12 protein-coding genes, 1 tRNA gene and 1 pseudogene are annotated in these 12,831 nt (G+C 37.9%); 8 read left to right on the forward strand and 6 right to left on the reverse strand.

The features are described 5' to 3' along the window. Nucleotides 1-2: 2 nt before the first annotated feature. From EAL87_RS08235 to recG, 3 genes are read right to left on the reverse strand one after another with little or no spacing between them, the layout of a single operon-like run. The gene (locus tag EAL87_RS08235) at nucleotides 3-590 is read right to left on the reverse strand and encodes a site-specific DNA-methyltransferase (protein WP_120913467.1); all 588 of its coding nucleotides are present in this window, start codon (nucleotides 588-590) and stop codon (nucleotides 3-5) included. Continuing rightward, entirely contained in the window at nucleotides 587-1,954 is a 1,368-nt protein-coding gene (locus tag EAL87_RS05220) for a site-specific DNA-methyltransferase (RefSeq protein WP_120913469.1), read from the reverse strand. Before EAL87_RS05220 ends, EAL87_RS08235 begins: the two co-directional genes overlap by 4 nt. A 50-nt stretch (nucleotides 1,955-2,004) precedes the next feature. Then, nucleotides 2,005-3,870 (reverse strand): ATP-dependent DNA helicase RecG, encoded by a 1,866-nt coding sequence (recG, locus tag EAL87_RS05225; RefSeq protein WP_120913471.1) that lies wholly within the window; start codon nucleotides 3,868-3,870, stop codon nucleotides 2,005-2,007. An 81-nt stretch (nucleotides 3,871-3,951) separates the two neighbouring features. Between recG and EAL87_RS05230 the strand changes: the two genes are divergently transcribed. Together EAL87_RS05230 and EAL87_RS05235 are read left to right on the forward strand one after the other, a co-directional pair. Then, complete coding sequence (locus EAL87_RS05230) at nucleotides 3,952-4,299, forward strand: hypothetical protein (RefSeq protein ID WP_120913473.1); 348 nt, start codon at nucleotides 3,952-3,954, stop codon at nucleotides 4,297-4,299. Between the two features lie 3 nt (nucleotides 4,300-4,302). After that, a complete protein-coding gene (locus EAL87_RS05235; RefSeq protein ID WP_120913475.1) occupies nucleotides 4,303-4,938 on the forward strand; it encodes an outer membrane protein in 636 nt (211 codons plus the stop codon). On the opposite strand, the gene EAL87_RS05240 is transcribed toward EAL87_RS05235, so the two are convergent. Then, nucleotides 4,935-5,687 carry an exodeoxyribonuclease III gene (locus tag EAL87_RS05240; RefSeq protein WP_000767564.1) on the reverse strand — a complete coding sequence of 251 codons (753 nt, stop codon included), beginning with the start codon at nucleotides 5,685-5,687 and terminating at the stop codon, nucleotides 4,935-4,937. The genes EAL87_RS05235 and EAL87_RS05240 overlap by 4 nt on opposite strands. A gap of 103 nt (nucleotides 5,688-5,790) precedes the next feature. On the opposite strand from EAL87_RS05240, the gene EAL87_RS05245 reads away from it, so the two are divergent. Next, nucleotides 5,791-5,866: transfer RNA gene (locus EAL87_RS05245), tRNA-Phe, on the forward strand. Between the two features lie 2 nt (nucleotides 5,867-5,868). Here EAL87_RS05245 and EAL87_RS05250 read toward each other — a convergent pair. Both EAL87_RS05250 and dnaA read right to left on the reverse strand, forming a co-directional pair. Next, complete coding sequence (locus tag EAL87_RS05250) at nucleotides 5,869-7,311, reverse strand: competence protein (protein WP_120913477.1); 1,443 nt, start codon at nucleotides 7,309-7,311, stop codon at nucleotides 5,869-5,871. A gap of 221 nt (nucleotides 7,312-7,532) precedes the next feature. Then, nucleotides 7,533-8,900, reverse strand: a complete 1,368-nt coding sequence (dnaA, locus tag EAL87_RS05255; protein WP_120913479.1) for a chromosomal replication initiator protein DnaA — start codon at nucleotides 8,898-8,900, stop codon at nucleotides 7,533-7,535. A 153-nt stretch (nucleotides 8,901-9,053) separates the two neighbouring features. Between dnaA and EAL87_RS05260 the strand changes: the two genes are divergently transcribed. The 5 genes and pseudogenes from EAL87_RS05260 to aapA3 all read left to right on the forward strand — a co-directional run bounded on the left by EAL87_RS05260 (nucleotide 9,054) and on the right by aapA3 (nucleotide 12,567). After that, the gene (locus EAL87_RS05260; protein WP_120913492.1) at nucleotides 9,054-9,596 is read left to right on the forward strand and encodes a nucleoside phosphorylase-I family protein; all 543 of its coding nucleotides are present in this window, start codon (nucleotides 9,054-9,056) and stop codon (nucleotides 9,594-9,596) included. A gap of 38 nt (nucleotides 9,597-9,634) precedes the next feature. Beyond that, nucleotides 9,635-9,874 carry a DUF2443 domain-containing protein gene (locus tag EAL87_RS05265; protein ID WP_000461832.1) on the forward strand — a complete coding sequence of 80 codons (240 nt, stop codon included), beginning with the start codon at nucleotides 9,635-9,637 and terminating at the stop codon, nucleotides 9,872-9,874. Beyond that, on the forward strand, nucleotides 9,875-11,668 hold the full coding sequence (gene glmS / locus EAL87_RS05270) for a glutamine--fructose-6-phosphate transaminase (isomerizing) (protein WP_120913481.1): 1,794 nt from the start codon (nucleotides 9,875-9,877) through the stop codon (nucleotides 11,666-11,668). 23 nt (nucleotides 11,669-11,691) lie between these two features. Then, nucleotides 11,692-12,318 (forward strand): FAD-dependent thymidylate synthase, encoded by a 627-nt coding sequence (gene thyX / locus EAL87_RS05275; protein ID WP_000451923.1) that lies wholly within the window; start codon nucleotides 11,692-11,694, stop codon nucleotides 12,316-12,318. A 155-nt stretch (nucleotides 12,319-12,473) separates the two neighbouring features. Continuing rightward, nucleotides 12,474-12,567 (forward strand): annotated as a pseudogene (gene aapA3, locus EAL87_RS08455) (type I toxin-antitoxin system toxin AapA3). The last annotated feature ends 264 nt before the right edge of the window (nucleotides 12,568-12,831 follow it).

A 12,831-nucleotide genomic window follows, 5' to 3' on the forward strand; every position in this document is an offset into this window, starting at 1 on the left:
TTCTACCCCCTAATCTTTAAATCGCCGCTCTCTAATTTCAAATCAAACAAATTACTGCCCAATTCCAAACACAGCCTATCGTTACTGATAGCGGGCATATACATGCTAATTTTTTCCACCCCTTTATCTTTCAAGTTTTCTAAAACCTCACTCATTTCTATATCCCCAACAATGAAAGCCGTATTTTGAGCCAGATACAAGGCGTTTTCAATCAAGCAAATTATAGGGGTAGTGAGCTCCAAACCCTCGCAGCCTAAAAGCTTGATTAAAATCGTTTGGGTTCCCATTTTTTCAAGGTTAAAATAAACGAACAAATCCTTTTGATGGGCTTGACTGAGATTTTTATCGTTAGCATGCGTTTCATCATCAATGATTTCAAACGCTTGAAACCCCACATCTAAATCGGGGCAAGCTTCTTGGATTTTAGCCCCAGCTCTTTTAATCCTTTCTTGGGTGATGTCAAAAATGCTTGGGGAGGTGGAATTTAGAGTGTTCAAACAAAAATCATGCGCGCTTTTGTTTTTCTTGGGATCAATTTTTTCATCTAATTGGACGAGAATGAAACGCCTTTCTTTCAATGCGGCGTTCAAGCCATTAAATACCCCCCCCCCTCACTTAATTTTTGATAATCGCTCTTATTACTCTCTAACACGGCATGCGCGGTTGTCCCGCTCCCGGCGAAAAAGTCTAAGATGATGTCGCCCTCATTGGTAGCGATTTGGATTAAATCATAAATAAAATAAATTGATTTAGAATAATTAAAAATAGGTTCACCAAAAAGTTGTTTTAATGTTGCTGAACTTACAGAAGTAGAATATTTAGGTTTATAACAAGTTGTTTTCATTTTTTTACTCGGTAAATCGCCCAATAATGGTCTTTGTTTTTTAATAAAATTATAATTATCACCTACTTTTTTAACAATCAATTCATGCTTATTTGCTTGTAAAAAATCTTTACCCCAATTCCAACACACTTCTTTGCCATTTGTAAGTGGCAACACTTCAATATGGTATTTATTAGATTTTTCTAAAGATATTTCTAAATCATCACTTAAATAGATAGGATAAAACATACTAGGTCGTTTTTCTCTCGGAGCATTTTCTCCTGTCCCTTTAATATTGCGCCCTTCTTTCCAATATCCGTATTCATCAATATTCCACTTCATCAATTCATCTTCATTTTCATCAACTAACATATCCTTAAATATATGTAAATCTTTATTTTTTGCATAAATTAAACAATATTCATGTGTATTTACTATACCATCTGTATTGTTATTACCCTTAAGATTATCTACTACAGACAACAAAGAACAAAAATTCCCCTCCCCAAAAATTTCATCGCATAAAAGTTTGAGTTGGGCGGCTTCGTTATCGTCAATGCTAATGAAAATCACGCCGTCTTGTTTGAGCAAATCTCTAGCGAGCAACAATCTAGGATACATGAAACTAAGCCACCCGCTATGGCATTTTGACCCAAAAAGGTTCTTGATATAATCCAGCTTTTCTTTAGAATAATCCAATGTTTTTAAAACCTCTTCATTGGATTGCGAGAAATCATCGCCATAGATAAAATTCTCGTTTTTCGTGTTATAAGGAGGGTCAATGTAGATCATTTTGATTTTTTCACTATAGCTTTGTTTTAAGATTTTGAGAGCGTCTAAATTATCGCCCTTGATGAGAATGTGCTTGCTCGTGGATTCATTTAAAGGCTTTAAAATCTTATGATTTTTCTTAAAAGCTTGATTCAAGGCGATTTTCTTACCCACAAAATCCAACCCATAGCCCTCTTCTTTTATCTCGCTAAAATCCCCTAGTAACGCTTTTAATTTTTTTGTGTCTAGCGTGAGTTGGTTGTCATTTTCTATACTCAAGCAACCGGGAAAATAACGATTAAAAACCTCTACATTTTTTTCATTAACGCTTTTTTCTCCACCAATTTCTTTATTTTGCATTTCTATCCTTTATTTTAAATGATTTAAATTACCCAATTCCGCCTTAATTTTCAATTTTCAAATGTTCCTTGTGAAACGCTAGCATTTTTTAAAAAATCCCTTTTCACTTCAGCGATAATGCTTTCATCTCTGGCTAAGTCAATGTATTCAAAACTATTCCCGCTCTGCTCTCCGCCCTGGAGTAAATCCCCGCTTTTTCTGTATTCTAAATCCAATTCAGCGATTTTAAAGCCGTCCAATTCATCAGCAAACTTTTCTAATCGTTCGTTTTCTTCTTGGATCGTGCATAAAAAACAATAGCCTTTCAAGCCGTTACGAGACACGCGCCCCCTTAACTGGTGCAAAGTCGCTAAGCCTAACCTTTCGGGCGCTAAAATCACTATCACGCTCAATCGTGGTAAAGAAATACCTACCTCAATGAGCGTGGTCGCTAAAAGAATGTTCCCGGACTCTCTGAATTCTTCAATCACTTCTTCTTTATTTTTATCCTGCCCTGAAGTGGTATAAACCTTTTTAAAGCGTTTTTGCCAAAAACTTGCCCCCTCGCTCAGCGATAAATACGGGATTTTTTCGCTCTCATTCACCAGCGGATAAACGACAATGACTTGGTGGTTTTTAGCGATTTCTTCGCTGATTTTTTCCATCACTATTTTAAAATCTCTTTTATGCAAAACCAGAGTTTCAATCTCCTTAGGATAAGGGATTTCTCTAATCATGGTCGTTTTCACAAACGCGCTTTTGGCTAAAGTCAGAGTGCGAGGAATGGGGGTAGCGGAAAATTGCAAAGAATGGGGTTTATTGCCCTTACTGCTTGCCATTTTTTCTAATTGGTAGCGCTGCTTAGTGCCAAATCGGTGCTGTTCATCAGTGATCACTAAAGCGAATTCATCTAAATCGCGCTTATCAAACAACAACGCTTGCGTGCCGATAATAACATGCGTGATTTTTTCAAACAAATGATTTTTTTTATGGCTCCCGCCGAGTAGCAATTCCACTTCAAAATAAGGGGGTAAAAATTTTAAGGCTTCGTTATAAAGCTGTTTAGCGAGAATGGAAGTGGGCGCCATTAAAAGGGTTTTATTGGGGTAAGCTAATACCATGCTCGCTAAAATCACCATCGTTTTCCCGCACCCCACATCGCCTATAATCAAACGCTTGCACGCTATAGAACTGGTGAGATCGCTTTGGATTTCTTTGATGGCGTTTTGTTGGTCGCGCGTGAGTTTAAAGGGTAAAGAAGCGATAAACGCTTTCAGGCGTTCGCTGTTATTGGGGCATGCGATTTTAGCGCCAAATTGCAATTTCTTGCGCTCTAAATTTTTCATATAAAAAAGCATTTCAATGTATTTTAATGCATTTAAATGTCGCAAAGGAAAATTTTTATCCGTTTCAAAATCCTTGACAAAATGCGGCGTGGGGAAAAAGATTTCCAACAACAAACGCGCGATATTTTCTTTAACGCCTTCCTTTTTTAAATTTTCTAATGAAAGGAGTTTTTGTAAATTTTCTTGTATTTTTTTATGGTTTTTAACTTTTTTAAAAATTAAAGAAATTTTTCCAAATTCAGTAAGGATTTTAGGCGTGTTAATGATATAAGCTTGATTAAAAGAGCTTTGCTCTAATTTACCATAAATAAATAAACTCTCGCCGGTTTTAAACTGGCTGTGATGGAACGCGCTGTAATTGAAAAAAACAAGCTCTAAATTTTTGCAAAATCGTTTGGAATAGGCGAAAATCTTTAAAACTTTGGCGTAGTTTCTTTTCTCTAAAATACCCACTTCTAAAACGCCGCTCAAGCCCGTTTCAAAACGCTCTAATAAATTCAAATCTTTGTAGCCTTTGGGCGTATAAACAAGCAAGGCTTCTAAAAGCGATTTCACGTTCAATGTTTTTAATAAGTCATTTGTTTCTTGCAATTTGTTCTTACCCTAGCCAATCCTTAATCATTTTTATGATAAGATAGCCAAATTATACATTGACTTAAGGAAATTTAATTGATGAAATCTAAAATCACTCATTTTATCGCTATCTCTTTTGTTTTAAGCCTGTTTAGCGCGTGCAAAGACGAGCCTAAAAAATCGTCCCAATCGCACCAAAACAACACTAAAACCACTCAAAACAATCCAATCAATCAAGCGAATAAGGATATAAAAAAAATTGAACATGAAGAAGAAGATGAAAAAGCCACCAAAGCAGTGAATGATTTGATCAATAACGAAAATAAAATTGATGAGATCAATAATGAAGAAAACCTTGATCCTTCGCAAAAAAGAACGAACAACGTTTTGCAACGAGCCACTAACCACCAAGACAATCTCAACTCCCCACTCAACAGGAAGTATTAAAGTGTGAAATTTTTTTCAAAGGATTTATTTAAAAAAGTAACCCCCTTATTTTTAAGCGTTTATTTTTTAAACCCTGTGATTGTGCAAGCCAAAAGCCGTTTTTATGTGGCTTCTCAATATCAGGTAGGGAAAATGATCATGAAAAAATACAACGATCTCAAACGCACGATTGAAGGAGCGAGCTTTTCTTTAGGCTGGGAGATTAACCCCACTCATTACTGGTTTTATTCGCGCTATTATTTTTTTATGGATTACGGGAATGTCATGCTCAATAAAAGAACGGGCGCTCAAGCGAACATGTTCACTTATGGCTTTGGGGGGGATTTGATCGTGGAATACAATAAAAACCCCTTGTATGTATTTTCTCTTTTTTACGGCATGCAGGTTGCTGAAAACACATGGACGATTTCCAAACACAGCGCGAATTTCATCATTGACGATTGGCGCAGCATTCAAGGGTTTTCGCTCAAAACTTCCAATTTTAGGATGTTGGGTTTAGTGGGGTTTAAATTCCAAACCGTGCTATTCAACCATGACGCTAGTATTGAAGTGGGGATCAAATGGCCTTTTGCTTTTGAATACGACTCATCTTTTGTAAGGCTTTTTTCTGTCTTTATTTCGCACACTTTCTACCTTTAAACTAGTTCCAACCCCACCGGGCAATGATCGCTCCCTAAAATATCTTTATAAATTAAAGCGTCTTTTAAGCGCGTTTTTAAAGGGTTAGAGCATAGAAAATAATCAATGCGCCAACCAATGTTTTTATCCCTTGCTTGTTGCATATAACTCCACCAAGTATAAGCCTTTTCTTTATTGGGGTAAAAATAACGGAAAGTGTCAATAAATCCAGCGTTCAAAAGCTCGCTGAATTTCCCTCTCTCTTCATCGCTAAAACCCGCATTTTTTCGGTTGGTTTTGGGGTTTTCTAAATCAATTTCATTGTGAGCCACGTTCAAATCCCCGCACACAATGACCGGTTTTTTCAATTCTAAAGCTTTTAAAAATTTCTTAAATTCCACTTCCCAACTCATGCGATAACTAAGCCTGGATAGGGCTTGTTGGGAATTAGGGGTATAAACGTTCACTAAATAAAACGACTCAAATTCGCAAGTTACCACGCGCCCTTCTTTGTCATGCTCTTCCATATTAATACCATAGCTCACGCTTAAAGGCTCTTTTTTAGTGAAAGTTACCACCCCAGAATAGCCTTTTTTAATCGCGCAATTCCAAAAATCAAAATACCCTTTAAATTCAAAGGTGTTTTGTTCTTGTTGCATTTTAGATTCTTGAATGCAAAAAACATCCGCATCAACGCTATTGAAAAAATCCATAAAGCCCTTAGTCATGCAAGCCCTTAACCCGTTCACATTCCATGAAATTAATTTCATTTTAATCCTTGTTTAATTTTTGAGTAGATTATATCTTTTTAGTCATTTTTTTAAAAAATTAAGCTTTATTTTACCTTTTTTATGTAATAATTGTCTTTCGCTTGGCTTGATAGCTCAGTCGGTAGAGCAGAAGACTGAAAATCTTCGTGTCGGTGGTTCGATTCCGCCTCAAGCCACCATCTCAAACTTCGTTGAATAAATAATTCCCCCTTTTGACACACACAACACGAGAGTTTTCAATACTCAAAGGCGTGCTTTTGGCTCGTGGTTGCTCTTCTATTTCTAAGGCCATGCACACCCCTTCTTTAAAGCGCACATGGTTTTTAACCCATTCTTTATATTCGCTGCTCTCTTTGACTATATCGTTTAAATAATGCCCCTCATACACTTCCACAAATTCCATGAATTTTTCATTCAAATTCAATTCATTGCGCGTTATTTCGCTTTTTCGTGTGGAAGAATAAGCCAATTCGCTGGTTTCATAAAAAGTCGGCTCTGCTTGATCGTCTTGTTTGGGGCGCTCATAAATGGCTTTCACTAATTGCGTAGTGATTTCATATTCACTCTCCCATGCTTGTTTTAAAGGCTCTTCTATCAGATAGCATTGCCTAGTCGTGCCGTCTTTTCTTGCTCTAGCCCTTTTGCATTTTTCTGTAGAGCTTCTGGCTTGAAGAATGGCGAAATTGTTTTTAGCTTCAAAAGTTTGCGGCTCTTCTAAAGGCTCTGTTTTATGAACAGAGATTTTAGTATAAGGGGTAATGATTTTACCGCTTTTATTTTCAGCGGTGCTGTAATCGCAAGGGGTAATGTCTGTCGCAGTCTGTTTGTCTTCATCAACGCGTTTTAAAATGCTTGGGCGATAGGCTTGTAAATTTTCATCGTCATAAACCCACTTCCCGCATGCAAATTCTTTGATATTGGGATCTCTAATGGCTTGTTTTTCCACATTATCTTTATTCTCGTTGCTTTCATTGTTTTCATAAGTATCAGCATGAGAAGTGTTGTTGTTAGGGAGCGTTTTTTCAGTGGGTGGTGCTATAAAGAGGTTATTTTCTCGATCTTCTGAAGAATGCTTTAAAGGGGGTTTGGTGTCGTTTGTTGGCGTTTTAACTTCGTTAGCGGGGTTTATTTTGCTAGGAGTTGCTAAAGGCTGTAAAAGGCTGTTTTTAGAGTTTTTAGAGCCTAGTTTATTCTCTGGGTAAGAAAAGTTTTGAGGAGATTGTTGCGATGAGCTAGGTTTATTTTGTGGTTTTTGCATGGGCGCGTTTAAAGAAGGTATTTGGTGCGCGTGCGGTTCTTTCAGTTCTTTTGAAGAAAAAACAATTTGGGTGTTTCTAGGGATAGTAGGGCGGTTAGGGTTTAAGGTCGTTTCTAAAGAAAGTTTTTCATCAAGGGGTTGATAGACAATTGCAGTGGATATGTGGGTGATAGTGAGCGTGAGTTTTTTGTGTGGGGAAATGTTATAAACGCCTAAAACCTGTCTGGGTTCTTTAGAATCAAGGACTTTAGCCTTAAAAGTGCCTTTATGTGGCGAAGTTTTGATTTCTTCTAAAAGCTCGATCACAAGGGCTTGGAGAGGGTTAGAGAAAGTCAGAAAGAAAGACAAACATAGGGATTTTTTCATGCGTACTCCTTTTTTAATTTGGATTATAGCTTAAAAAAAGGTTTAGTAAAAGTTATCAATAAGTTATAGATAAGTAACACTTTAATTAATAATAATTAGTAACAGTAGTAGGGGCGTGAATGGATGGAATGAAACAATAAAAAGCTTTAGGAATGTGCGTTTTTATTGGGGTTATAGGATGTAAAAAAAAGTGAATGAAACGCTTTGTGATAAGCCTTTTTTCATTCACTCAAATTGAAAGCGGTTTTTTTGTCGTTTAATTCGTTCAAGCGGTTTTTGATTTCTTCTCTAAGGCTTAAGATGAAAGGGCTTTTTTCTTCTTCAAGCATTTTTTTAACTCCAGAATACATTTTAGAAATGCTTGAATGATCCTTTAAATCCAAAAATTGAGCGAGCGAGAGCGTGGGGTTAGGGGTATAAAGCCTGGCGAAATACACGACTAATTTTCTCGCCAAAGCGACATTTTTTTGGCGCGAAGAGACTTTGATTTCGCTGGATTTGAGGTTTAAGCTTTGCGCGACAGCGAGTAAGATATTTTCCAAGCTTGAGCCTTCAGCATGATCTTTTTGCAAATCTTCTAAAACGGTTTTAGCGAGGTTCAAATCAATGGTAGCGTTCATCAAGTTCGCGTTCACGCTGATTTTAATGATCGCGCCTTCCATTTGGCGGATATTGTCGCTGATGTGTTGGGCGATGTATTCCATCACTTCTTCGGGCAAAATGATTTGATTGAGTTGGCATTTTTGTTTGACGATGGAGAGTTTGGTTTCTAAATCAGGGGGCATGACTTTAGCGGTTATCCCCCATTCAAAGCGCGATTTTAAGCGATCTTCTAAGCCGGCGATGTTTTTAGGCGATCTATCTGAAATCAATACGATTTGTTTGCTGTTGGCGTGCAATTCGTTGAAAGTGTGGAAAAATTCTTCTTCTAGTTTGGGTTTTCCTTGCAAAAATTGAGCGTCATCTAATAGGAAAAAGTCGCAATGGCGGTATTTTGCTTTAAAAGAATCCATGGTATTGTTGTCTAAATGCTTTAAAAAGTCTGTCAAAAAATCTTCTGAAGTGACTAACACGACTTTTTTATGCTTTCCTAGAGCATGGTTACCGATAGCGTTTAAAATGTGCGTTTTGCCTAACCCTGTGCCGCCATAAAAAAGTACCGGGTTATAAGGGGGGGTATCGCTTTGGGCGACTTTTTTAGCGATTTCATAAACGGTGTTATTGCATGAGCCTACGACAAAATTTTCAAAAGTGTAAGAGTCTTTGACGCTCGTTTTTACCGCTTTGTAATTGATATTAGATTGGGCGCTAACCTGGATTTTAGGCGCTACTTCAATACGCACATCCACGCTATGGGCTAAATGCATGCCGACTTTATTCTGGCTTAAAATTTCTTTAAGCAACGCACCGTGTTTAGCCATAATCGTGGTGCATAAGACTTGGTTGGGGGCATAAAAAAAGGCAATATCGCTCTTGCTCGCGTTAGGGTTGTATTTGAGCTGGCTCAAGTAATTTTCATACTCTATGGGGCTAACTTTTTGTTTGGCTAGCGCCAAGATTTCTTTTTCAATATTGTTGTTGGTATCCATGGCGTTATTATAGCGTGAATAAGTGGTGAATGAAAAAGGAATAACATGTGAATGAAATGTGAATGAAGCCTTAAAATTAAGGTGTTTCTTTTAAGGGTTTGTCTATAATGCTTGCTCATCATAATCTAATGAATGCAAAAAAAAAGGATTTTCATGCTGCTTTGCGCTGGAAGGAATGAAACTTTAAAAGGGGCGGCACCTATTGGTGTGGGCTTGATAGAGAGTGCGATCAATTTAACGAGAATATGCCTAAAAAACCCTGATACAGAAAGCCTTATTTTTATAGGGAGCGCGGGGAGTTATAGCCCAGAAATTGAGCTTTTAAGCGTGTTTGAAAGCGTTTGTGGCTATCAGGTTGAAGAGAGTTTTAGCCATTTAAACAGCTACACGCCATTAGATAATTTCATTCACATAAAAACTGAAGAGGAAGCTCTTTTTGAAAGGGTGCGCATGAATAGCAGTAACTATATCCACACCGGCGAAATGTTTGCTAAAAAAATGGCTCAAAAGGGCGTTTTATTAGAAAACATGGAGTTTTTTAGCGTTTTGAGCGTGGCTAAGGCGTTTTCTTTAAAGGCTAAAGGGATTTTTTGCGTGAGTAACCATGCAGGACTTAATGCGCATCAGCAATTTAAAGAAAACCACGCCAAAGTCAAACAAATTCTAGAAAACATCATTGATAGTTTAATAGTTTAGCTATCATGGAGCATTCTAAATAAATTAAAGGCGATCACATGTTTGAAAAAATACGCAAGATTTTAGCGGATATTGAAGATTCGCAAAATGAAATTGAAATGCTTTTAAAATTAGCGGATTTGAGTTTGGGGGATTTTATTGAGATTAAAAGAGGGAGCATGGACATGCCAAAGGGCGTGAATGAAGCGTTTTTTACGCAACTAAGCGAAGAAGTGGAGCGCCTAAAGGAGCTTATTAACGCTTTAAATAAAATCAAAAAAGGGTTATTGGTGTTTTAAATGTGCGGGATTGTAGGTTATATAGGGGATAGCGAGAAAAAATCCATCCTTTTAGAGGGCTTAAAGGAATTGGAATACAGAGGTTATGACAGCGCGGGTTTAGCCGTATTGAGCAATGATCGTTTGGAAGTGTTTAAAACTCAAGGGAAATTAGAAAACCTTAAAACAGAACTTAAAAATAAAGAGTTTTTGGATTTTGGCGTGAGTATCGCTCATACTAGATGGGCAACGCATGGCAAGCCAAGCAGCGCGAACGCCCACCCGCATTTTACAGAAAATTTAGCCTTAGTGCATAATGGCATCATTGAAAATTACGCGAGCTTGAAAAAGGAATTAGAAAATAAAGGGCATGCGTTTTTGAGCCAAACAGACACGGAAGTGATTGCGCATTTATTAGAAGAAACGCTTAAAAGCGAGAGCGATTTATTGAAAGCTTTTGAAAAAAGCATCAGCCTTTTAAAAGGGAGTTATGCGATTTTAATGCTCCATAAAAGGGCTAAAGAAAGCTTGTTTTACGCTAAATCTTCTTCGCCTTTAATCGTGGGCAAGGGCAAAGAGGGGGTGTTTTTTGCGTCCAGTTTGAGCGTGTTAGCCCCTAAAGTGGATCAATTTGTCATTTTAGAAGAAAACAGCGTGGGGCAGATTTCTTTAGAAAATTTTAAAGATTTAAAAAATATTGAAAACATGAAAGATTACGCTTTTGAGGATAAGGATTATTCTCAAGGGGATTTTAGGAATTATTTAGAAAAAGAGATTTATGAGCAGCACAGCAGTTTGTTGGAGTGTTTAGAGGGGCGCTTGGAAGCCTTGAGTGTGTATTGCGAGATCGATCCTGAATTTTTAGAAAACGTGAGCGAGATCACGCTGTGTTCTTGCGGGAGCAGTTACCATGCGAGTTTGGCGAGCGTGTATTTGTTTGAAAGATTGGCCAAAATAAGAACGAGGGCCATTTTAGCGAGCGAATACCGCTACGCCCATTTTAAAAGCAACCCTAACGAGCTTTTTATAGCGATTTCTCAAAGTGGGGAAACCGCTGACACTTTGGAGGCGCTAAAATTAGCCAAAGCCCAAGGGCTTAAAACCATTAGCTTGTGTAACGCTCCCTTTAGCATGATGAGCCGCATCAGCGATCACACGCTTTTGATTAGAGCGGGGGTGGAGCGGAGCGTGGCATCCACTAAGGCGTTTTCTTCGCAAGTGATGCTTTTATGGCTTTTGAGCGTGTATGTGGGCAAACAGCTAGGGACTATCTCTAAAGAAGAAGAAAAGATCCAGGCTAAAAACATGCTCAATAGCGTGAATGCGATGAAAGTAGAGCCTAAATTGCATGAAAAAATCAAGCGCCTATCCAAACGCTACTTGCATGGGCATGGCTTTTTTTATATCGGGCGCGATGTGTTTTACCCTCTCGCTTTAGAAGGAGCGTTGAAACTCAAAGAAATCAGCTACTTGCATGCTGAGGGGTATGCGAGTGCGGAAATGAAGCATGGGCCTATTGCGTTAGTGGATTCTAATCTTTTTACCATTGCTCTATTGTCTAAGCATCTGCTATTTGATAAAACCAAAAGCAATATTGAAGAATTGAGCGCTAGAGATTCTACGATTTGCGTGTTAAGCTCTGAAATTTTAGAGATCGCTGATGATTTTATCCAATTAGAAGAGAGCGAAAGCTACATGGAGGAATTTTTCCGCATGAATTTAGCGATGCAGCTTTTAGCCTTAGAAATCGCTATGCGCCTAAATCACAATGTGGATCACCCAAGAAACTTAGCTAAAAGCGTTACCGTGGAATAAAAAGCGATATTAGGAGTCAAATAATGGAAGTGATTTGTAAGCACTATACCCCTTTAGACATTGCGAGCCAAGCGATCCGCACTTGCTGGCAGAGTTTTGAATACAGCGATGATGGAGGCTGTAAGGATAAGGAACTCATCCACAGGGTGGGGAATATTTTCAGGCATTCTTCCACTTTAGAACATCTTTATTACAATTTTGAAATCAAGGGTTTGAGCAGGGGAGCGTTGCAAGAATTGAGCCGGCATCGAATAGCGAGCTTGAGCGTGAAATCAAGCCGCTACACTTTAAGGGAATTGAAAGAAGTGGAGAGCTTTTTACCCCTTAATGAAACGAATTTAGAAAGAGCCAAAGAGTTTTTAGTGTTCGTGGATAATGAAAAAGTGAATGCAATGAGCGTTTTGGCTTTGGAAAATCTAAGGGTTTTATTGAGCGAGCATAACATTAAAAACGATTTAGCCAAATACGCCATGCCTGAAAGCTATAAAACGCATTTAGCCTATAGCATTAACGCCAGGAGTTTGCAAAATTTATTGACTTTAAGAAGCAGTAATAAAGCCCTAAAAGAAATGCAAGATTTAGCCAAAGCCTTATTTGACGCTTTACCTGGCGAGCATCAGTATTTGTTTGAAGATTGTTTGAAGCATTAGATTTAAACAATACCGCTTAATAACGCTCATTCTTTAAATGTTTTAAAAACGCCTTGTGTTTGATTAGATGAGATTTTAAGGGGGTTTGTTGTAAAATCTCATCACGCCCCATAAGTGGCTTTATGGGGCAAATCCTATGTCAAAAGGAGCATGCCATGAAACGCAAAAGTGGCAAACGCTCTTCTCAAAACATTATACTTTGAGTTTGCTTTTTTGGGGCTTAAAGTGATCGTTTCTGTGAAACGCTGATTTTCTAAGAGCGTTCCCTTAAGTTTAAAAGCTTAGGGGTTTCCTTATAAGCGGGTTTGTCCTTGGCTTTGGGGCGTTTTATTTTTTATCTTTTCATTCAATTTTTTAATCTTGTTTTAGCGCTTGTAAAATTAAAAGTTTTAAGGGGTTTGTTGTAAAATCTCATCACGCCCCATAGTTGCATTATGGGGCAAATCACGGTTAAAAGGGTTTATCATGCGAAGAAAACATGGTAAAAACTCTTGGTTAGTATTATACATTAAA

Source organism: Helicobacter pylori (assembly GCF_003636935.1).
GTDB classification, from domain to species: domain Bacteria; phylum Campylobacterota; class Campylobacteria; order Campylobacterales; family Helicobacteraceae; genus Helicobacter; species Helicobacter pylori_CH.